This is a genomic window from Enterococcus sp. SMC-9 (assembly GCF_021011285.1).
Taxonomy (GTDB): Bacteria; Bacillota; Bacilli; order Lactobacillales; family Enterococcaceae; genus Enterococcus_C; species Enterococcus_C montenegrensis.
The window spans coordinates 45,959-67,607 of record NZ_JAILYE010000005.1; the positions used below are offsets into that span (position 1 = coordinate 45,959).

Genomic DNA, 21,649 nt, shown 5'->3' on the forward strand with positions numbered 1-21,649 from the left:
ACTTGGCAATCGTTACACTTTAATGCCTATTACGGAATAAAAATTAATTAAGAGGAGTTTATGAAATGAAAAGAGCTTTAATCAGTGTTTCCGATAAAACCGGTGTCGTAGAACTGGCAGAAGGATTACTACAGGCTGGCTGGGAAATTATTTCGACTGGCGGCACGCAAAATGCCCTTACAAAAGCCGGTATTGCGACAATTGGAATTGAAGAAGTAACTCATTTTCCAGAGATGATGGACGGTCGGGTTAAAACATTACATCCTCTTATTCACGGTGGGCTATTAAGTCGTCGTGATAATACTGAACACGTCAAAGCTATGACAGACCATAATATTCAGCCAATTGATTTGGTAGTGGTCAATCTTTATCCTTTTAAAGAAACTATTTTAAAAGCGGATGTAACGACAAAAGGTGCCATTGAAAATATTGATATTGGTGGGCCCAGTATGTTGCGCTCAGCTGCTAAAAACCATGAATTTGTAACGGTTGTGGTTGATCCGTTGGATTACGGGAAAGTTTTAGCCGAAATTAAAGAAAATGGGAAGACAACTTTTGCAACCAGACAAAAATTAGCCGCAAAAGTTTTTCGACATACGGCTGCTTATGATGCGTTGATTGCAGGCTTTATGACAGAGCTTGTGGCAGAAAAAGAGCCAGAAAAGTTAACTTTAACGTATGATTTGAAACAAAATTTGCGTTATGGGGAAAATTCTCATCAAGAGGCGGCTTTTTACGCCGATGCATTACCGGTCAGCTACTCGATCGCGCAAGCCAAACAACTTCATGGTAAAGAGCTGTCTTATAATAATATTAAAGACGCCGATGCAGCAATTCGGATCGTAAGAGAGTTTAAAGAGCCAACGGTAGTAGCGCTAAAACATATGAATCCTTGTGGCATCGGCTCAGCTGATACCATTGTAAAGGCCTATGATTTTGCTTATGATGCCGATCCAGTTTCTATTTTTGGAGGAATCATTGTTTTAAATCGAAAGGTAGATCTGGCGACCGCTGAAAAAATGCACAAATTATTCTTGGAAATTATTATTGCCCCAAGTTTTGCTACAGATGCCTTAGAACTGTTAAGTAGTAAGAAAAATATTCGTTTAATGACACTAGATTTTAGTGAAGTCAATAAAGCTGAATTACCAGAAAAAGTTTCCGTTTTAGGTGGATTACTCCTGCAAGATCAAGATGTAATAAAAGAAGAGGCAAATGATTTTAAAGTGGTCACTAAAAGACAACCAAGTGCCCAGGAGTTAAATGCTTTAGCTTTTGCCTGGAAGGCCGTAAAACATGTAAAATCAAATGCAATTGTGTTGGCAAATGAACATCAAACCGTTGGGATTGGTGCCGGTCAGATGAATCGTGTTGGTTCTGTTAAAATTGCAATTGCGCAAGCAGAAAATGCTGGCAAAATGGACGGTGCAGTTTTAGCCAGTGATGCATATTTTCCAATGGGAGACTCAGTGGAATTTGCCGCAGAGCATGGCATTAAAGCAATTGTGCAACCGGGTGGAAGTATTCGTGATCAAGAATCAATTGACATGGCGGATAAATACGGTGTTGCAATGGTCTTCACGGGTGTTCGTCATTTCCGTCACTAAGAGAGGATATTAAAATGAAATTATTTATTATTGGTGGCGGTGGTCGTGAACACGCCATTGCTAAGAAATTGTTAGCAGATGAAAAAGTGGAACAGGTATTTTGTGCTCCGGGAAATCCAGGGATGAAACAAGATGGGATAATAACTGTTGCCATTGCAGAAAACGAGCATGAAAAACTCATTGACTTTGCCAAGAAAGAAAATGTTACGTGGACTTTTGTTGGGCCTGAAGCCCCGCTACAAAGAGGGATTGTCGATGATTTTCAAAAGGCAGGTTTACTAATTTTTGGTCCGAATCAAAAGGCAGCGCAGATTGAAAGTTCAAAAGATTTCGCCAAACAAATTATGGTAAATAATCAGATTCCAACCGCAGCTTATAAAACTTTTTCTGATTATCAAAAAGCGGCGGCTTACGTTGAGGAAAAAGGTGCCCCAATTGTCATTAAAGCTGATGGATTAGCGGCTGGAAAAGGTGTAGTCGTAGCTGAAACAATAGAAGAAGCACTAACGGCGTTAGCCGACATGTTAGAGGGAAATCGTTTTGGTGAAAGTGGTGCTAAGGTAGTCGTCGAAGAATTTTTAGCTGGAGAAGAATTTTCCTTATTGGCGTTTGTTAAAAATGAAGAAGTTTACCCTATGGTTATTGCCCAAGACCATAAACGCGCCTATGACGGAGATAAAGGACCAAATACCGGCGGCATGGGTGCATATTCTCCTGTACCGCAAATCAGTGATGAAATGGTGACAAAGGCAGTTAAAGAAATTTTGGAACCTGCGGCTTATGGCATGGTAAAAAACGGCACACCTTTTACTGGAATTTTGTATGCTGGCTTAATAGCGACAAAAGATGGGGCCAAAGTAATCGAATTTAATGCACGCTTTGGTGATCCAGAGACACAAGTTGTCTTACCGCGCTTAAAATCTAGTTTAGCAGATATTATTACGGCACTTTTAGAAGGGACAAAACCGGTGGTGACGTGGCATGATCAGGCAGCATTTGGGGTAGTCGTTGCCGCACAAGGCTATCCTGGCGATTATCAAAAAGGTATGGTATTGCCACAAACTACAACTGAAAAGACAGAATTATATTATGCTGGGACAGCTAAAAAAGCTGAAAACTTAGTCGCAGCCGGTGGTAGAATTTTCTTAGTCGCAGCCCAAGCTAGCGATTTGAAAACGGCCCGCGATGAGGTTTATGCAGCGCTAGCTCAAATGGACTTGCCGCAAATGTTTTATCGCAAAGATATTGGCGCAAGAGCATTCAAATAAATTCAGAACAACAGCAGGACATATGTTTGAAAAACAGTAGGTGGGACAAAATGTTTGTCTTGTCTGCTGTTTTTATTTGTGGAGGATTTTTTAAATTAAGTTGTTAGCGTTTTCTCTAAGTTGTGTTAAAATTTAACAGGAAGCAATTTTAATGAACTATATTTGCAAATTTGGAGGTTACAAGATGAAACAAGTTAACTTTGGACCAAATGAATTAGGTGTCTCTAGTGTCGTCTTAGGTTGTATGCGAATTACTGAGGCCAAAGATCCTGTCGCGGTGATTCACGCAGCCGTAGAAAATGGCATCAACTTTTTTGATCATGCGGATATTTACGGGCAAGGAAAATGCGAAGAAATTTTTGCAGAAGCTTTTGCTAAAACCGGCTATAAAAGAGAAGATATGTTTATCCAAAGTAAGTGTGGCATTGTCCCAGGTAAAATGTTTGATTTTTCAAAAGAACATATCATATCTTCAGTAGAAAAAAGCTTGAAACGCTTAAATGTCGACTATCTAGATGCACTATTACTACATCGCCCAGATACATTGATGGAGCCAGAAGAAGTAGCGGCAGCTTTTGATCAATTGGAGTCAGAAGGTAAAGTAAAATATTTTGGGGTCAGCAATCAATACTCACGCCAAATTGAATTGTTAAAAAAATATGTGCGCCAACCCTTAGTTGCCAATCAATTACAATTTGGAATTATGCATACGGGCATGATTGATTTTGGCTTACATGTGAATATGACAGATTCTCGTAGTGTTGATCACGACGATGGTATTTTGGAATTTTCACGATTGAATGATATGACAATTCAAGCTTGGTCACCTTATCAATATGGTTTTTTTGAAGGGGTCTTTATTGGTAACGAGAAATTCCCTGAATTAAATAAAAAATTAACAGAAATGGCTGAAAAGTATAATACGACACCAACTGGTATTGCGTCAGCCTGGATTTTACGTCATCCGGCCAATATGCAAGTGATTGCTGGTACTATGAATCCGCAACGAATTGAAGAAATTGCCAAAGCTAGTGATGTGGTAATGGCAAAAGAAGATTGGTATGACATTTATTTAGCAGCAGGAAATGATTTGCCATAAATTAATTATAATTTCTGATAATAAATAGCGTGAAAACGATAATCGTTCGGAATTTCCGAACGATTTTTGCGTTTTAAGAAAATATTTACGATTATTCTGTTGCATTTCTGAATAAGATGGGCTAAATTACATAGGGCGCAAAAAATGTGACCCAAATAAACAAATGGAGGCTATTCATTATGTTTGATATGAAAGTTTTTGATTATGAAGATGTTCAACTGATTCCAAATAAATGTATCGTAAGTTCTCGTTCCGAGTGTGATACAACGGTAACCTTAGGGAAGCACTCGTTTAAAATGCCGGTAGTACCTGCTAATATGCAGACGATTATCGATGAAAATATCGCGGAATTTTTAGCTGAAAATGGCTATTTCTACATTATGCATCGTTTCAATGAAGATGCCCGTATTCCTTTTATCAAAAAAATGCAAAGTCGTAACTTGATTACGTCAATTAGTGTTGGCGTAAAACCTCATGAGTACACTTTTGTTGAAGAATTGGCAGCAGAAAATCTAGTGCCAGACTACATTACAATTGATATTGCCCATGGGCATGCTAATGCTGTGATTGAAATGATTCAACACATTAAACGTTTATTGCCAGAGACATTTGTCATTGCCGGTAACGTGGGAACACCAGAAGCAGTTCGTGAATTGGAAAACGCTGGTGCGGATGCAACTAAAGTTGGAATTGGACCAGGTAAAGTTTGTATCACTAAAATTAAAACCGGTTTTGGTACAGGGGGCTGGCAATTAGCAGCTGTGCGTTGGTGTGCAAAAGCGGCTAGAAAACCAATCATTGCCGACGGCGGAATTAGAACCCACGGAGATATTGCAAAATCCGTTCGTTTTGGTGCTACTATGGTTATGATTGGCTCGCTGTTTGCTGGGCATGAAGAATCTCCAGGGGAAACCAAAGTACAAGACGGTGTTGTCTTGAAGGAATATTTTGGTAGTGCTTCTGAATTTCAAAAAGGTGAAAAGAAAAATGTAGAAGGTAAGAAAATTTGGATTCCTTACAAAGGTAAGCTTGCAGATACTTTGGTGGAAATGCAACAAGACTTACAGTCATCGATCTCTTATGCGGGCGGCAAAGACTTAGAAGCAATTCGCAAAGTCGATTATGTGATTGTGAAAAACTCTATTTTTAATGGCGATACGATTTAAGTAGTACTTTTAACCACGACTGTCGACGGTCGTGGTTTTTTTCATCCTGTTACAGGTTATGCTAGAATGAAGACGAAGGATTAGATGTTATTTGTGATCGAAATTTATTATTTTTTTGAAAGAGGGGATAAAATGACAATCAAAGTCATGTCGATTTTTGGTACACGACCAGAAGCGATTAAGATGGCACCACTTATTAAAGCGCTGGAAAAAGATACGCGTTTTGAATCAATTGTCACTATAACAGCACAGCATCGTGAAATGCTAGATCAAGTGATGGAAATCTTTTCGTTAAAAGCGGATTTTGACTTGGATATTATGAGTAACGGGCAGACGTTGACTGATATTACGACCAAAGTTTTATTGGAATTACAGCCAGTGTTAAAACAAGCACGACCAGATATCGTGTTAGTTCACGGGGATACTACAACAACGTTTGCTGCGGCAACTGCCGCTTTTTATCAGCAAATTCCAATTGGTCACGTCGAAGCCGGATTAAGAACTTATAAAAAATATTCGCCTTATCCAGAAGAAGCCAACCGTCAGTTGACGGATGTTTTAAGTGATCTTTATTTTGCGCCGACTGCCACCAGTGCGGAGAATTTGCAACAAGAGCATCATTTATCTGATCATATTTATATCACGGGTAATACAGCAATTGATGCCATGAAATATACGCTGAAAAAAGAATATGGACATCCTGCACTTTCAGCAGATAAAAAACAGATCCTAGTTACCATGCATCGACGGGAAAACTTAGGGGATAAAATGGCATCGGTATTTCATGCATTGCGCCGCTTAGCCACGGAATTTCCTGAAGTTTCGATTGTTTTTCCGATGCACAAAAATCCATTAGTACGACAAAATGCACGAAAACAGCTGGGGGATTTGGCAAATGTGGCGTTAATTGAACCACTAGATGTAGTGGATTTTCATAATATTGCTGCTAGAAGTTATTTGATTATGACCGACTCTGGCGGGGTGCAAGAAGAAGCCCCCTCACTTGGGGTGCCGGTTTTGGTATTGCGGGATACAACGGAGCGACCAGAGGGAATAAAAGCTGGAACGTTGCGCTTAGTGGGGACTGATGAAGAGCAAGTTTATGAAGCGGCTAAAAATCTTTTAACCAGCCAAGAGGCATATAAAAAAATGGCTCAGGCGAAAAATCCATATGGCGATGGAAAAGCGAGTGAGCGAATTTTAAATGCTATTGTTGCGTATTTTACAAAAAATAATGAAGGGATATAAAAAGTTTTAACAAATTAGGACCAAAAGCCACCATGGCTATTGGTCCTAATTTGTTAGGCTGTTATTATTCAAAAGAGGAAAAGTTAAGAGAAATTCCCTTAGGCGGAATGTTTGTGGGCAGTTACTTGTTGTAAAGCCGACTCGATTTTAAGAAAGTCGTGAAAATCAGGTATCGGTTTAATCGTCACGATGGGAAGATGACCAAACATTTCTTGCGGCGAGAAGGTTGAGATGATTAAATCATAAGCTTCAAATTGTTCGTGCATCTTTTGGTGATGTGTATTGACACAGTCGATTAGTTCGAAATCGGTTTGGTTAATAAAATGCTGTTGTAACTTTTTTTGTAAGTAGTGGGGATGTGCTAAAGAAACGTCGGATAAAATTAACGTTCGGGTTTTAAACTGCCAATATTCCAAAACTTGAGGCAGTAAAGTAATGATAAGAAATAGTTGATGGTACATATGGTCAATCGTGATTTGAATGTTGTTTTTAATTCCATAGTCGCCAATAAATTGCTTCAAACCAGCAATAATATGAGGAAACTTTTTCTCGTAATTCAAAACAAAGCCACGCCTTGAATTGGATAAAATCGCAATGAAGTCACTATTTTTTAAGTAAATATAATTTTCATTGCAAAAGTGCCACACTAATTCTTCCAATTGCAAAAAGGAAATGGTCGTTGATGTTAATGCGAGTAAGTCTTCTAGAAAACGCGTCGTTAATTCACTTAACTCTTGAATACGAGCATTCGTTTTTTTGGCCAAGGTAAAATGCTCAAAAGAAAGTAGTAAATAATCATAGCAAAGTGGCCAAAGGGTTTCTTCAAAATCGTAATGCCAATTCATAGTTAATAAAGAGTCTTTTAGCTGAAACAGTGCAGTTTCTGTTTTTTTTGTCGCTGTTTTGATAAAGTTGCTTTTAAACTTTTCTTGAAGAGGGTGGTTATTATTTTGACGCCATAAAGAAACTGCGCCTGCAAAGTAGAGCTGCTCGTGTAGCCGGTAATTTTGCGGCAATTGATTTTCTTTTAAAATGGTACGAACCAAATCGCTTAAGGCATGATCGCTTTTACTGTCAGGTAAGAGATATGCTGCAGCGTAGCGTTTTTCGCAAAAATATAATGTGTATAACGCGCGAATAAACACTTCATTTCCTTCAATTCGGACAGGACGGTTGGCTATTTTAACGTTAAAGGGAGCTAAAAGTTGAGAAAAATTATGATGCAACCGATGAAAGCTAGCGTTACTTAAGTAAAGCGTATTGGCACAGTCAGAAAAGGTAAAACAATCTTCAAAAAGTAAGTGTTCTAAAAAGCGCATTTCGCTTGTTTCTTGCATCAAATAATCGTAAAGGCGATCTAAGCCAAAGTCAAAAGGGGCTTGCCAATAATAACGATTTTGATGAAAATCAATTTCAAAACCAGGAAAGTAGCTTGTTATTTCAGCAATTGTATTGCGAATGGTTTTTAATGAAAATGGGCAGATCTTTAACAATTTATCTAAAGTAATGCCGTTAGGGTGTTGATAAAGGGCTTCAATGACGATAAGTTGACGTTGCTCCTGGCGAGCTAAAAAAGAACGTAAATTCATAAAACTCTCCTGTGTAATAATTATAAGAAAATAATAATTATAATTTTTTACAGTTAATAATACGGTGAAATAAGAGATTGCGCAATGAGAATTGCGGGCTTTTTAAATCTTTACAAAAATTTTATTAAAACGAGATTGAGTTATTTTTTTTTGAAAAAAATGTTTCGTTAGTGTTGACAAAGAAGTTTAGATTCTTTAGGATGTAAGTGAAAAGAGATTGAAATTTTCATAATTAAATATTTGTTAGGTGAGGCTCCTATATGGACACAAGCTGCTGCCGCGAAAGAATCGAGAGACTCTTAGTTGGTAGAACAGGAATGATCGTGAAGGTTATTCATAACGCAGCTGATAGCAGATGCTATCTACGCCCTATAGTGCTAAAGCTCAACATGAACATACGCTTATTAAACGCGTGCTCATTGTTGAGCACGCGTTTTTTCTTTTTGACAAGGTGGTCTTTTCAAAAATGAAGTGAGCAGATTTTTTTGGTTACGCTTTGCCGGCTAAATATTTGAAATAAAGTTCAGAAAGGTTGATTGACATGGAACACCCCAGTCCCTCGCGACAGAAACTAAATAAAAACAGCTAGGGAAGCGGGAGTCTTTCCTAGTGGCAAGGAGAGAAAACATGTTATTTACAAAAAACACAAAAGAACAAGAATTAAAAAAATTAGCACTTTTATCAGAACGAGAATTATTTATGGAGCTGAGAACCTCTATTAACGGGTTATCTTCTGAAGATGCAAGAAAACGGTTAGAAGAGTATGGTGAAAATCGGGTAGATGCGCAAAAACCGACACCTGCTTGGCTCTTGTTTTTAGAAGCCTTTAAAGATCCTTTTGTTTTGGTTTTGGCGGCTTTGGCCATTGTATCATTTGCAACGAGGGATTATGAGGCAGCCATTGTTATGATAGTGATGATTTTAGCCAGTGTCATTATTACCTTTGTGCAAGAATATCGCTCTCAAAAAGCAAGTTTAGAATTAAAGAAATTAATCGAAAATACTTGCGCAGTAACACGAGATGGGCTCACCAAAGAAATTCCGATGGATGAAGTGGTGCCAGGGGATATCGTGACCCTTGCAACAGGTGACATGATCCCAGCTGATGCTGTTTTGATTTGGACCAAGGACTTATTTGTTAATCAATCTTCTTTGACTGGTGAGTCAATGCCAGTGGAAAAATTTGTCGAAGCTGGTGTTAAAAAAGATGAAGATGTTTCTGCACTAGACTTAGATGATTTAGTATTTATGGGGACAGATGTATTAAGTGGTCAAGGAAAAGTTATCATTTTAAAAACGGGACAACAAACTTTCTTTGGCGATATTGCCAAAAATGCAACGAGTAAACGTGGAAAAACAGCTTTTGATATCGGTTTGACTCGGGTTAGCAAGTTGTTATTACGGATGGTAATGGTTTTATTTCCGGTAGTCTTTTTAATTAACGGCCTAACAAAAGGAGATTGGACTTCTGCGTTCTTTTTTGCAATTGCCGTAGCAGTGGGCCTAACGCCTGAAATGTTACCGATGATTGTGACGAGTAATTTAGCCAAAGGTGCACTTGCATTATCCAAACAAAAAGTCATTGTAAAAGAGTTGCCTTCTATTCAAAATTTAGGCAGTATGGATGTATTGTGTACGGATAAAACCGGTACAATCACTGAAGACCGTGTAGTTTTGGTGCAACATTTAAATCCAATGGGAAAAGAAAATCAAGCTGTTCTAAACATGACATATCTTAATTCTCACTATCAAACCGGTTGGAAAAATTTGATGGATATTGCCGTTTTAAATTATTTTGAAGAAAATAGTTGCCAGTTGCCTTTTGAAAATGTCGTTAAAATCGATGAAATTCCTTTTGACTTTTCTCGTCGTCGGTTAACTGTTGTGGTAAAAGCTGATAATCATCAAATCATGGTAACAAAAGGTGCTGTGGAAGAGATGGAACAAGTTTGTAAATATGCTGAAATTGATGGTGAAGTTGTTCTCTTAGACGATGAATTAAGAGAAAAAATGCGCAACGTGAATATTAAGATGAACGAACAAGGGATGCGAGTTTTAACCGTGGCGGTGAAAAGAGATGCCCACAGTGATGCGAATTATTCGGTTTCAGATGAAAAAGATATGACCTTAATCGGATTTATGGGCTTTTTAGATCCAGCCAAAGAATCGGCGATTTCTGCCATTAAGTCGCTACATGCACACGGTGTTTCAGTAAAAGTTTTAACCGGCGATAATGCTATCGTTGCCAAAAAAGTTTGCCAAGATGTAGGCATTGGTGTTACCAATATTTTGTTAGGGACAGATGTTGAAGCTTTATCAGATGAAGAATTGATGGCACAAGTGGATGAAACGAATTTATTTGCCAAATTAAATCCCATGCAAAAATCCCGGCTAATTGAAGTCATTCAACGAAAAGGTCACACCGTTGGTTTTATGGGGGATGGCATTAATGATGCACCAGCGTTAAGAAAAGCTGATGTTGGTATCTCCGTGGATACAGCAGCCGATATCACCAAAGATGCCAGTTCAATTATTTTGTTAGAAAAAAGCCTAAATGTGTTGGAAACAGGGGTCATTGAAGGCCGTCGGGTTTTTTCTAACATGATGAAATACATTAAGTTTACGATCAGTTCAAACTTTGGCAATGTCTTTTCAATTTTAGTAGCAAGTGCTTTTTTACCTTTCTTGCCGATGCTTTCGATGCAATTATTGGTACAAAATTTGATTTATGATATGGCACAATTGACAATTCCTTGGGATAATGTAGATGAAGAAGAGTTAGTAAAACCTGTGCGTTGGGAAATTGGTGATTTGTTTAAATTTACCGTTTCCATCGGTCCGGTTTCTAGTATTTTTGATATTTTGACTTTTTTGGTAATGTGGTTTGTTCTAGGTGCAAATACAGTTGCAGAACAAAGCCTTTTCCAAACAGGCTGGTTTTTAGTCGGTTTAACGACGCAGACCTTAGTTGTTCATATGGTTCGCACTAGAAAAGTACCCTTTATTCAAAGTCGGGCTTCCTTACCAGTTATTTTGACTAGTCTTTTAGCAATTGTAACAGGTTTTGTATTAGTTTTATCCCCATTACGAAGTGTTTTTGATTTTGTGATGTTACCTGCGAATTATTGGGGTTGGTTCATTTTAATCATCATAGGTTACCTGATTGTGATTGAAATTGCGAAACGACTTTACATTAAATTCACTTCTGAGTGGGTATAAAGAGATAAATGCGGCAGTTACTTCTGTAACTGTCGCATTTTTAATATCTTGCTGTATTAGCAATTAATTGGATTTTTGTCAAATGAAATCTAGAATTTTTAAAAGCGCTTCACAAATGTGATGGAATTCACAAAAATAATTTGATATTAAGCTGTTTTAACGAATTTTTATTTCGTGATTTAGTGAGCGTCTTAGTTGTATTTATTTCAGATAAATGATAGCTTAGTGATGTAAGTTTTACGAATTACCTAATACAGAATATTATGCTGTTATACTTAGGGTCATTTATTTAGGAGAGGAATGGATAATAAAATGGCAAAGAATGTAATCGATTTCCAAAAGATTTTGGATGAGATCAATGCTGATTTTCCAACGTATCAGGCATTAGACAAGGACGGTAAGGTGGTTAATAAAGATTTAATCCCTGACTTAAGCGATGATGAATTAGTTGCGTTGATGACACAAATGGTGTGGTCACGCGTTTTGGATCAACGTTCAACTGCATTAAACCGTCAAGGACGTCTAGGCTTTTACGCACCAACTGCAGGACAAGAAGCAAGTCAATTAGCAAGTCACTTTGCTTTTGAAAAAGAAGATCGCCTGTTTCCAGGTTATCGTGACGTACCACAACTCGTGCAACACGGCTTACCATTGAAAGAAGCATTTTTATGGTCTCGTGGACATGTTGCAGGTAATTTATATCCAGCAGATTTACATGCAATGCCACCACAAATTATTATTGGGGCGCAATATGTACAAGCTGCCGGTGTTGCTTTAGGTCTTAAAAAACGCAATAGTAAAAATGTTACGTTTGTATACACTGGTGATGGTGGTTCATCTCAAGGTGATTTTTATGAAGCAATCAACTTTGCAGGTGCTTACCACGCTAATGCAGTTTTCTATATTCAAAATAATGGTTTTGCCATTTCAACACCGCGGGAAAAACAAACCGCTGCAAAAACATTAGCACAAAAAGCAGCAGCTGCTGGTATCCCAGGAATTCAAGTAGACGGTATGGATGCACTTGCTGTTTATACAGTTTCTAAAGCTGCTAGAGAATGGGCCGCTGCTGGTAACGGACCTGTTTTAATTGAAACATTAACGTATCGTTATGGTCCGCATACTCTTTCTGGAGACGATCCAACACGTTACCGCTCAAAAGATTTAGACAATGAATGGCAACAAAAAGATCCATTGATTCGGATGCGTAACTATTTGACTGAAAAAGGACTTTGGTCAGAAGCTAAAGAAGAAGAAGTCATTGAAAAAACAAAAGAAGAAATCAAAACAGCTATTGCTGAAGCTGACCGTGTACCAAAACAAAAAGTTTCTGATTTCTTGAAGAGTATGTATGAAGTACAACCTCAAAGTATTAAAGAACAAATTGCATTTTATGAAGCGAAGGAGTCGAAATAGTCATGGCGCAAAAAACAATGATCCAAGCGATCACCGACGCATTGAGTTTGGAATTAGGTGCTGACGAAAATGTCTTAGTATTTGGTGAAGACGTAGGTAAAAATGGTGGGGTGTTCCGCGCAACAGAAGGTTTGCAAGAAAAATATGGTGAAGATCGCGTTTTTGATACACCGTTAGCAGAATCTGGTATTGGTGGTTTGGCTTTTGGTTTAGCTCTTGAAGGCTTCCGTCCAGTCCCTGAAATTCAGTTCTTTGGTTTTGTTTTTGAAGTAATGGATGAAATCGTAGGCCAAATGGCGCGAACACGTTACCGTATGGGCGGGACACGTAATTTGCCAATCACCATTCGTTCTCCATTTGGTGGTGGTGTGCACACACCTGAACTTCACTCCGATAATTTAGAAGGTTTAATGGCGCAATCTCCTGGTTTGCGGGTCGTTATTCCATCAAATCCTTATGATGCCAAAGGTTTATTGATTGCTTCAATTCGCAGTAATGATCCCGTTGTCTTTTTGGAACATATGAAACTTTATCGTTCATTCCGTGATGAAGTGCCAGATGAAGCTTATGAAGTTCCTTTGGACAAAGCAGCAGTAACTCGTGAAGGTAAAGATGTTTCAATTATTACTTATGGTGCAATGGTTCGTGAAGCAATTAAAGCTGCAGACAATTTAGCTAAAGAAAATATCGATGCTGAAATTATCGATCTTCGTACTGTTGCACCTTTAGATATTGAAACAATTATCGCATCTGTTGAAAAAACCGGCCGCGTCGTTGTCGTGCAAGAAGCACAAAAACAAGCTGGCGTTGGTGCTCAAGTTGTTTCAGAAATCTCTGAACGAGCTGTTTTATCTCTTGAAGCTCCTGTTGGTCGCGTTTCAGCGCCAGATACAGTCTTCCCGTTTGGTCAAGCTGAAAATATTTGGTTACCAAATGCTGCGGATATCGAAGCAAAAGTAAAAGAAATCGTCAACTTTTAATTAGACGTAAGCTTATGAATTCTATTTTCAGGAAGGAAAGATTATAAATGGCTTTTCAATTTAAATTACCGGACATCGGCGAAGGTATTGCAGAAGGCGAAATCGTAAAATGGTTCGTTAAACCTGGCGATACAATTAACGAAGATGATACGTTATTAGAAGTACAAAATGATAAATCAGTCGAAGAAATTCCATCACCTGTTACAGGTACAGTTAAAAATATTATTGTACCAGAAGGAACAGTAGCAAATGTTGGCGATGTATTGGTTGAAATCGATGCTCCTGGGCATGAAGATAATGAAGGTGATAGTGGCGTAGCTGCGACGGAACAAACCCCAGCGCAACCTGCTGCAGTACCTACTGAGCAAACTTCAGCAGCAAGTAGTGGTGTTTATCAATTCAAATTACCAGACATCGGCGAAGGTATTGCAGAAGGCGAAATCGTAAAATGGTTTGTTAAACCTGGCGATACAATCAATGAAGATGATACATTATTAGAAGTACAAAATGATAAATCAGTCGAAGAAATTCCATCACCTGTTACAGGTACAGTTAAAAACATTCTTGTCTCAGAAGGGACAGTAGCAAATGTTGGGGATGTATTGGTTGAAATCGATGCACCAGGACACAATGATGCACCGAAATCTGCACCTGCAGCACCTGTAAGTGAAGCTGCAACTCCTGAAGCTTCACTTACAAGTAGTGTTGTCAAAGCAGCTGATCCGAATAAACGTGTCTTAGCGATGCCGTCAGTTCGTCAATATGCTCGCGAAAAAGATGTTGATATTACACAAGTAACAGCTACAGGTAAAGGCGGACGTGTAACAAAAGAAGATATTGATAACTTCTTAAATGGCAACACTTCAGCTGCAACTGCCGCAACGACTTCTACACAAGCAACTGACGTACAACAAAGTCAACCAGCTGCTAAAGCGGCACCTGCACCAAAAGCCTTCACTTCAAACATGGGCGATATGGAAGAGCGGGTTGCTCTAACACCAACGCGTAAAGCAATTGCTAAAGCAATGGTTACAAGCAAACAAACAGCACCTCATGTCACATTACATGATGAAGTAGAAGTTTCTGCACTTTGGGATCACCGTAAGAAATTTAAAGAAGTAGCTGCTGAAAATGGCACTAAGTTGACATTTTTACCTTACGTTGTCAAAGCGTTGACTGCTACGGCTAAGAAATTCCCAGTTTTGAATGCTTCTATTGATGATGCAAAACAAGAAATTGTTTACAAACATTACTATAATATTGGGATTGCAACCGATACAGATCATGGTTTATACGTACCAAATGTTAAAAATGCAGATCAAAAAGGTATGTTTGCAATTGCTGATGAAATTAACGACAAAGCCCAATTGGCTCATGACGGTAAACTTGCTGCTGATGATATGCGTAATGGCACAATTACAATCAGCAATATCGGTTCGGTTGGTGGAGGATTCTTTACTCCAGTTATTAATTACCCAGAAGTTGCCATTTTAGGTGTAGGTACAATTGCACAACAACCAGTTGTTAATGCTGAAGGTGAAATCGTAGTTGGCCGCGTTATGAAACTTTCATTAAGTTTTGACCACCGCATCGTCGATGGCGCGACTGCTCAAAAAGCAATGAATAATATTAAACGCTTGTTAGCTAACCCAGAGCTAATGTTAATGGAAGGATGATAGACTCATGGTAGTTGGAGATTTCGCTATCGAATTAGATACAGTTGTAATCGGAGCTGGACCTGGTGGCTATGTTGCTGCCATCCGGGCTGCCGAAATGGGACAAAAAGTTGCCATTGTGGAAAAAGAATACATTGGCGGTGTCTGCTTAAACGTGGGATGTATTCCTTCAAAAGCGTTAATTTCTGCTGGACATCATTATCAAGAATCATTGGACTCTAAATTATTTGGTGTTTCAAGCGAAAACGTGACATTAGATTTTGCTGCTACCCAAGAATGGAAACAAAACGGTGTTGTGAACAAATTGACTAGTGGTGTTGGTTTCTTACTTAAAAAACACAAAGTTGAAGTTTTGGAAGGCGAAGCATATTTTGTTGATGATCACACGTTACGTGTAATGCATCCAGACTCTGCGCAAACATATTCTTTCAATAATGCAATCGTTGCGACTGGTTCACGTCCGATTGAAATTCCTGGTTTCAAATTTGGCGGTCGCGTATTAGATTCTACTGACGGTTTAGCATTAAAAGAAGTACCTAAAAACTTTGTTATCATCGGCGGTGGTGTTATTGGTGCTGAATTAGGCGGCGCATATGCTAACCTAGGTGCGAATGTCACTATTTTAGAAGGTTCACCACAGATTTTACCAACTTATGAAAAAGATATGGTTAAAATTGTTGAAGATGAATTTAAGAAAAAAGGTATGACGGTTATTACCAATGCAATGGCTAAAGAAGCGGTTGACAATGGGGATAGTGTTACAATTAAATATGCTGTGGATGGTAAAGAAGAAAGCATCACAGCAGATTATGTAATGGTTACTGTCGGTCGTCGTCCAAATACGGATGAATTAGGTTTAGAACAAGCTGGTGTTGAAATCGGCGAACGAGGCTTAATTACAGTTGATAAACAAGGAAGAACGAATGTTTCCAACATTTTTGCTATTGGTGATATCGTTCCTGGAGCCGCTTTAGCGCATAAAGCGAGCTATGAAGCAAAAATTGCTGCTGAAGCAATTAGTGGTAAAAAAGTTGCGGTTGACTACAAAGCAATGCCAGCCGTTGCCTTTACAGATCCAGAACTTGCTTCTGTTGGGATGACGATTGCTGAAGCAAAAGAAGCTGGTCTAGAAGCAAAAGCCTTTAAATTCCCATTTTCTGGCAATGGGCGTGCGTTGTCTTTAGGTAAAACAGAAGGCTTCATCCGCTTGGTAACAACGGTTGAAGATAACGTTTTAATCGGTGCACAACTTGCTGGTGTGGGTGCTAGTGATATGGTTTCAGAACTTGCTTTGGCAATTGAATCTGGCATGAATGCAGAAGATATCGCCTTGACGATTCATCCACATCCATCACTAGGGGAAATTGTTATGGATGCGTCAGAACTTGCTTTGGGTATGCCAATCCATATTTAATGTAAACTTTAAAACGCTTAAATTGGAGCTGCGCCATATCTGGTGCAGCTCTTTTCTTTGTATCATCTCATATGCTAAACTAACCTAGAGGTGAAATATATGCGGGAATATCAATATCCTCTTGATTTGTCTTGGACAACACAGGAGATGGTGGTTGTCATGAAAATGTGGGAAACACTAGAAGTTGCATACGAAAAAGGCACTACAGCCGAAAGTTTTTTGGCGGTTTATCAACAGTTTAAAAAAGTTGTTCCAAGTATTGGAGAGGAACGTCGCTTGGGCAAAGAATTTGAAACTTTATCAGGGTATTCCTTATACCACACAGTAAAGGTGGCTAAGGAAAATCCCAAAGGAAAGTTGAAGGTGACCAATTAGATATGGAAGCAATGGTAAATGAAATTAAAACTTGGATTTATGAAGCTGGCGAAGTTATCAAAAAAAGTTTTCAAGCAGATGATTTAGTCATCGATACAAAGAGCGGTCGCACAGATTTAGTCACAAATTTGGATAAAGCAACCCAAGAATTTCTGACACAACGAATTATGAATTTTGATCCTGAGGCAAAAATTTTAGGCGAAGAAAATGGGAAAGATAACCTAGATGATTTTAGCGGGCGTGTTTTTGTCATTGATCCAATCGATGGTACGATGAATTTTGTTTTGGAACAAGAAAACTTTTGTATTATGGTAGCAGTCTATGAAAATGGTGTAGGAAAATTGGGCTTTGTTTATGATGTCATGAAAAATGAATTTTTGTGGGGCGGTCGCGGTATTGGTGTGTATTGCAATGATAAAAAAATCGATGCACCAAAAGATATTGCCTTATCTGAAGGCTTAATTGGCTTAAATCACGTAATGTATCAAAAAGACAGTTGGCACGTGCAAAAGATGGGAGAAATTGCCCTAGGCGTACGTATGACAGGTTGTGCAGGCTATGAGTTAATTGGTCTGGTAATGGGAAGAAGAGCGGCCTATATCTCACGGTTGGCCCCTTGGGACTATGCTGCCGGTGGTGTTTTGATTGAAGAATTGGGACTACGCATGTCTAATATAAATGGTGAAGCGTTAAAACTGGCGGGCCGGGAACTTTTTGTCGCAGCAACTCCCAAAGCTTATGAAAATATTATGGAAATTAAGAGTTGAAAACCCCAGAACACTAGGCTTTTTTTAACAGATTCACAAAACTTAGCGATAAGATTGCGTTTTTTTGAAAGTTTTCACTATATTTCAGAAAGATAATCTGTTATAATGAGCCGTCAGATTATACACAAGATTAAAGGAGCCAGATAAATTGAAATTAAGAAATGATATTCGCAATGTGGCCATTATCGCCCACGTTGACCATGGTAAAACGACACTCGTAGATGAATTATTGAAACAATCCGATACCCTAGACAGCCACACACACTTAGAAGAGCGTGCCATGGACTCCAACGCCTTGGAAAAAGAACGTGGTATTACGATTTTGGCAAAGAATACTGCCGTCGAATATCAAGGTACTAAAATTAACATTATGGACACACCGGGACACGCGGACTTCGGTGGTGAAGTAGAACGAATCATGAAAATGGTTGACGGTGTTGTTTTAGTTGTTGATGCATACGAAGGTACCATGCCCCAAACACGTTTTGTGTTGAAAAAAGCTTTAGAACAACATTTAACACCAATTGTAGTTGTAAATAAAATTGACAAAGACTCAGCACGTCCGGCAGAAGTTGTCGATGAAGTTTTAGAATTATTCATCGAATTAGGTGCAGATGAAGATCAATTGGAATTCCCAGTGATTTATGCTTCTGCTGTAAACGGAACTTCTAGTTTATCTGATGATCCAAGTCAACAAGAACATACAATGTCGCCAATTTTTGACACAATTATTGAGCACATCCCAGCTCCAATTGACAACAGTGATGAACCATTGCAATTCCAAGTTTCTTTACTTGATTATAATGATTACGTTGGTCGTATCGGAATTGGTCGTGTCTTCCGTGGGAAAATCGCGGTTGGTGATCAAGTATCTTTAATTAAATTAGACGGTACAATTAAAAACTTCCGTGTTACTAAATTATTTGGTTTCTTCGGTTTGAAACGTTTGGAAATTAAAGAAGCTAAAGCTGGCGATTTAATTGCGGTTTCTGGTATGGAAGATATTTTCGTCGGTGAAACAGTAACACCGGTTGAACATCAAGATGCGCTACCTATCCTGCACATTGACGAACCAACTTTACAAATGACTTTCTTGGTGAATAACTCACCATTTGCTGGTCGTGAAGGAAAATGGGTAACAGCTCGTAAAATTGAAGAACGTTTGATGTCTCAATTGCAAACTGACGTTTCTTTACGAGTAGATCCAATTGCACCAGATGCTTGGACTGTTTCTGGTCGTGGTGAATTACACTTGTCTATTTTGATTGAAAATATGCGTCGTGAAGGTTACGAGTTGCAAGTATCTCGTCCTGAAGTTATTGAACGTATCGTAGATGGCGTAAAATGTGAGCCTTTTGAACGGGTACAAATTGATACTCCAGAAGAATATATGGGTTCTGTGATTGAAGCGTTGGGTCAACGTAAGGCAGAAATGCAAGATATGATTCACGTCGGCAATGGTCAAATTCGTTTAGTTTTCTTAGCGCCTGCTCGTGGTTTAATTGGTTTTACAACTGAATTTTTATCCATGACACGAGGTTATGGGATTATGAACCATACGTTTGATCAATACTTGCCAATGATTCAAGGTACAATTGGTGGACGCCACCATGGTGCTTTGGTTTCGATGGAAAACGGGAAAGCAACAACTTACTCTATTATGTCTGTTGAAGAACGTGGAACTGTCTTTGTTGAACCAGGTACTGAAGTATACGAAGGTATGATCGTCGGTGAAAATTCTCGGGATAATGACTTAGCGGTTAATATCGTTAAAGCAAAACAAATGACTAACGTCCGTTCTGCAACCAAAGACCAAACTTCTGTCATTAAAAAACCACGTATTTTAACATTAGAAGAATCTTTAGAGTTTCTAAATGATGATGAATATTGTGAAGTAACGCCAGAAAGTATTCGTTTACGTAAACAAATCTTAAATAAAAACGAACGTGAAAAAGCTGCGAAAAAGAAAAAAACTGCAGACAAATAATTTTTTAGCCAAACCTTTTCTTGAGGTTTGGTTTTTTTGTGGAAAAGTTTTTGGTGTTAAAAGTTAATTTAACAATGTTTTTGCGTATATTGTTAGATTAGGAAGTTTATTATTCATTTTTTTGTTCCACAAACAATCATTGTTTCACGATGTGTGAGATTAGAAACGACGAAGAGAGTTTTGCGGAAAATGTTCGGCTTTATCATGGCTTTCGTGAAAATTTTACGAAGCTTTCCAGTATTTTGTCCCAATCAATTGGGGATTATGCTATAATAATGAAACTAAGAAAGAAAGGTTGGATTAGAGATGGATTCAATTTCTCATGAATTTGCTTTGGAATTATTGATGCAAGATGCCGACCGCATTAAAAAATTAATTCGCAATCAAAAAAATAGTTTATGTATTTCTCAATGTAAAGCTTTTGAGGAAGTGGTTGATACACAAATGTACGGCTTGTCTCGTCAAGTAACCTTCGCGGTGCGCCTAGGCATCATAAAAAGTGATGAAGGGCATCAGTTATTGAGTGATTTGGAAAGAGAATTAAATCGCTTATATTCTGAGGTTTACGAAGATCAAAAGACGAACAAGGAGGCGTAAGCCTTGCCACAAAAAATAAAGAAACGTCACCTGTTGGATTATAGTATTCTAATTCCTTACCTCATTTTATGTGTTTTGGGTTTGGTGATGGTATTTAGTTCAACTTCTTATCTTTTAGTTGAACAAGGTCAGAATTTTATGAGTTCGGTCATCAACCAAGCTGTTTTTTGGCTTTTAAGTTTGGTGGCCATCAGTTTTATTTACAAGATGAAAACAGATGTTATTCGCAATAAAGCATTTGCCTCCATGGCAATGATCATTGTGATCGTATTACTTTTAGTCGTTTTAGTAATTGGTAAAGAAGTTAATGGTGCAAAAGGTTGGTTGTCTTTTGGTCCGGTTAATATTCAGCCAGCAGAGTTTTTTAAAATTACAACGATTTGGTTTTTAGCGTTGAAGCTTTCAACGCGGCAAAAAACTATTCAAGGTCAGACTTTTTTAAACACAGTTTTTCGACCATTAGTCTATGTTATTTTCGGGTTGCTTTTAATTGCCCTATTGCCTGACTTTGGGAATGCGGCTGTCATTACCTTGATTGCTTTTTCTGTCATTATGGCAAGTGGGATTAACTACTTGTATACATTAGTTTTAGGAATTGTTGGTGTAGTGGGCTCTTTTGGTGTGATTCAGTTGATTAATTTAACTAAAGGTAAATTAATCCCAGCACATGTTTATAGTCGCTTTGCGATTTATCAAAATCCCTTTAAAGATGAGTTTAATTTAGGGCATCAAATGGTAAATGGTTATTATGCCATTTATAACGGGGGACTTTTTGGCCGTGGTTTGGGCAATAGCATTCAGAAAAAAGGCTTTTTGAAATTTGCCCACACCGATTATATTTTTGCAATTGTAATAGAAGAATTAGGCTTGATTGTAGCGTTGTTGGTTTTAGCCTTGTTGTTTTACATGATTGCGCGGATTTTTCTAGTGGGAATCCGCTCAAGTGATGCCTTTAATTCGATGATGTGTATTGGGATTGGCTCACTATTTTTGATTCAGGTTTTTGTTAACTTAGGGGGAATTACCGGTATCATTCCTTTGACTGGGATTACTTTTCCCTTTTTAAGTCAAGGGGGATCATCGCTTTTAATGCTTTCTATCTGTGTTGGTTTTGCACTAAATATTAGTGCGGATGAAAAGAAAAAGCAGTATGGTATTACAACAAGTAAGCCGATGAAAAAAAGGTTACCGCAAAAAAAATGAGTTAAGCTGATTTTCAGCTAACAATAGATTAAATCTCA

General features: G+C 38.3%; 16 protein-coding genes and 1 riboswitch. Of the genes, 15 read left to right on the forward strand and 1 reads right to left on the reverse strand.

Features of this window, described 5'->3' with window-relative positions:
- Window positions 1-65 precede the first annotated feature (65 nt).
- From purH to wecB, 5 genes are all read left to right on the forward strand, one after another.
- Window positions 66-1,607, forward strand: coding sequence for a bifunctional phosphoribosylaminoimidazolecarboxamide formyltransferase/IMP cyclohydrolase (gene purH, locus K4422_RS08595; protein ID WP_230710583.1), 1,542 nt, complete (start codon window positions 66-68; stop codon window positions 1,605-1,607).
- Between the two features lie 14 nt (window positions 1,608-1,621).
- Window positions 1,622-2,875 (forward strand): phosphoribosylamine--glycine ligase, encoded by a 1,254-nt coding sequence (gene purD / locus K4422_RS08600; RefSeq protein WP_206903709.1) that lies wholly within the window; start codon window positions 1,622-1,624, stop codon window positions 2,873-2,875.
- Window positions 2,876-3,059: 184 nt separating this feature from the next.
- Window positions 3,060-3,974, forward strand: a complete 915-nt coding sequence (locus K4422_RS08605; protein WP_230710585.1) for an aldo/keto reductase — start codon at window positions 3,060-3,062, stop codon at window positions 3,972-3,974.
- 188 nt (window positions 3,975-4,162) lie between these two features.
- Window positions 4,163-5,140 (forward strand): GMP reductase, encoded by a 978-nt coding sequence (guaC, locus tag K4422_RS08610; RefSeq protein ID WP_206903750.1) that lies wholly within the window; start codon window positions 4,163-4,165, stop codon window positions 5,138-5,140.
- Between the two features lie 132 nt (window positions 5,141-5,272).
- Window positions 5,273-6,388 (forward strand): non-hydrolyzing UDP-N-acetylglucosamine 2-epimerase, encoded by a 1,116-nt coding sequence (gene wecB / locus K4422_RS08615; protein WP_206903707.1) that lies wholly within the window; start codon window positions 5,273-5,275, stop codon window positions 6,386-6,388.
- A gap of 98 nt (window positions 6,389-6,486) precedes the next feature.
- Here the strand turns inward: wecB and K4422_RS08620 are convergent, their stop codons facing one another.
- A complete protein-coding gene (locus K4422_RS08620; RefSeq protein WP_230710587.1) occupies window positions 6,487-7,977 on the reverse strand; it encodes a helix-turn-helix domain-containing protein in 1,491 nt (496 codons plus the stop codon).
- A gap of 232 nt (window positions 7,978-8,209) precedes the next feature.
- A riboswitch (M-box (ykoK) riboswitch) is annotated at window positions 8,210-8,380 on the forward strand.
- 224 nt (window positions 8,381-8,604) lie between these two features.
- Between K4422_RS08620 and mgtA the strand changes: the two genes are divergently transcribed.
- The 10 genes from mgtA (at window position 8,605) to K4422_RS08670 (ending at window position 21,611) form a co-directional block, all read left to right on the forward strand.
- Window positions 8,605-11,196 carry a magnesium-translocating P-type ATPase gene (gene mgtA / locus K4422_RS08625; protein WP_230710589.1) on the forward strand — a complete coding sequence of 864 codons (2,592 nt, stop codon included), beginning with the start codon at window positions 8,605-8,607 and terminating at the stop codon, window positions 11,194-11,196.
- Between the two features lie 300 nt (window positions 11,197-11,496).
- The gene (gene pdhA, locus K4422_RS08630; RefSeq protein ID WP_396140026.1) at window positions 11,497-12,612 is read left to right on the forward strand and encodes a pyruvate dehydrogenase (acetyl-transferring) E1 component subunit alpha; all 1,116 of its coding nucleotides are present in this window, start codon (window positions 11,497-11,499) and stop codon (window positions 12,610-12,612) included.
- A gap of 2 nt (window positions 12,613-12,614) precedes the next feature.
- Entirely contained in the window at window positions 12,615-13,592 is a 978-nt protein-coding gene (locus tag K4422_RS08635; protein WP_173103191.1) for an alpha-ketoacid dehydrogenase subunit beta, read from the forward strand.
- A gap of 47 nt (window positions 13,593-13,639) precedes the next feature.
- On the forward strand, window positions 13,640-15,268 hold the full coding sequence (locus K4422_RS08640; RefSeq protein ID WP_230710593.1) for a dihydrolipoyllysine-residue acetyltransferase: 1,629 nt from the start codon (window positions 13,640-13,642) through the stop codon (window positions 15,266-15,268).
- 7 nt (window positions 15,269-15,275) lie between these two features.
- Window positions 15,276-16,682 carry a dihydrolipoyl dehydrogenase gene (gene lpdA, locus K4422_RS08645; protein WP_230710595.1) on the forward strand — a complete coding sequence of 469 codons (1,407 nt, stop codon included), beginning with the start codon at window positions 15,276-15,278 and terminating at the stop codon, window positions 16,680-16,682.
- A 99-nt stretch (window positions 16,683-16,781) separates the two neighbouring features.
- Window positions 16,782-17,057, forward strand: a complete 276-nt coding sequence (locus K4422_RS08650) for a UPF0223 family protein (RefSeq protein WP_206903701.1) — start codon at window positions 16,782-16,784, stop codon at window positions 17,055-17,057.
- 2 nt (window positions 17,058-17,059) lie between these two features.
- Window positions 17,060-17,824: an inositol monophosphatase family protein gene (locus K4422_RS08655; RefSeq protein WP_230710597.1), complete on the forward strand. Its 765-nt coding sequence runs from the start codon at window positions 17,060-17,062 to the stop codon at window positions 17,822-17,824.
- A gap of 148 nt (window positions 17,825-17,972) precedes the next feature.
- The gene (gene typA / locus K4422_RS08660) at window positions 17,973-19,811 is read left to right on the forward strand and encodes a translational GTPase TypA (RefSeq protein ID WP_173103186.1); all 1,839 of its coding nucleotides are present in this window, start codon (window positions 17,973-17,975) and stop codon (window positions 19,809-19,811) included.
- Between the two features lie 306 nt (window positions 19,812-20,117).
- The gene (locus K4422_RS08665; RefSeq protein WP_206903699.1) at window positions 20,118-20,408 is read left to right on the forward strand and encodes a YlaN family protein; all 291 of its coding nucleotides are present in this window, start codon (window positions 20,118-20,120) and stop codon (window positions 20,406-20,408) included.
- 3 nt (window positions 20,409-20,411) lie between these two features.
- Window positions 20,412-21,611 carry an FtsW/RodA/SpoVE family cell cycle protein gene (locus tag K4422_RS08670; RefSeq protein WP_230710600.1) on the forward strand — a complete coding sequence of 400 codons (1,200 nt, stop codon included), beginning with the start codon at window positions 20,412-20,414 and terminating at the stop codon, window positions 21,609-21,611.
- The last annotated feature ends 38 nt before the right edge of the window (window positions 21,612-21,649 follow it).

Coding starts and splice junctions, on each gene's coding strand:
- purD (WP_206903709.1), top strand. CDS start 1,622: ATGAAATTATTTATTATTGGTGGCGGTGGTCGTGAACACGCCATTGCT.
- K4422_RS08635 (WP_173103191.1), top strand. CDS start 12,615: ATGGCGCAAAAAACAATGATCCAAGCGATCACCGACGCATTGAGTTTG.
- K4422_RS08650 (WP_206903701.1), top strand. CDS start 16,782: ATGCGGGAATATCAATATCCTCTTGATTTGTCTTGGACAACACAGGAG.
- K4422_RS08620 (WP_230710587.1), bottom strand. CDS start 7,977: ATGAATTTACGTTCTTTTTTAGCTCGCCAGGAGCAACGTCAACTTATC.
- pdhA (WP_396140026.1), top strand. CDS start 11,497: ATGGATAATAAAATGGCAAAGAATGTAATCGATTTCCAAAAGATTTTG.
- wecB (WP_206903707.1), top strand. CDS start 5,273: ATGACAATCAAAGTCATGTCGATTTTTGGTACACGACCAGAAGCGATT.
- mgtA (WP_230710589.1), top strand. CDS start 8,605: ATGTTATTTACAAAAAACACAAAAGAACAAGAATTAAAAAAATTAGCA.
- K4422_RS08605 (WP_230710585.1), top strand. CDS start 3,060: ATGAAACAAGTTAACTTTGGACCAAATGAATTAGGTGTCTCTAGTGTC.
- K4422_RS08665 (WP_206903699.1), top strand. CDS start 20,118: ATGGATTCAATTTCTCATGAATTTGCTTTGGAATTATTGATGCAAGAT.
- purH (WP_230710583.1), top strand. CDS start 66: ATGAAAAGAGCTTTAATCAGTGTTTCCGATAAAACCGGTGTCGTAGAA.
- lpdA (WP_230710595.1), top strand. CDS start 15,276: ATGGTAGTTGGAGATTTCGCTATCGAATTAGATACAGTTGTAATCGGA.
- K4422_RS08640 (WP_230710593.1), top strand. CDS start 13,640: ATGGCTTTTCAATTTAAATTACCGGACATCGGCGAAGGTATTGCAGAA.
- K4422_RS08655 (WP_230710597.1), top strand. CDS start 17,060: ATGGAAGCAATGGTAAATGAAATTAAAACTTGGATTTATGAAGCTGGC.
- guaC (WP_206903750.1), top strand. CDS start 4,163: ATGAAAGTTTTTGATTATGAAGATGTTCAACTGATTCCAAATAAATGT.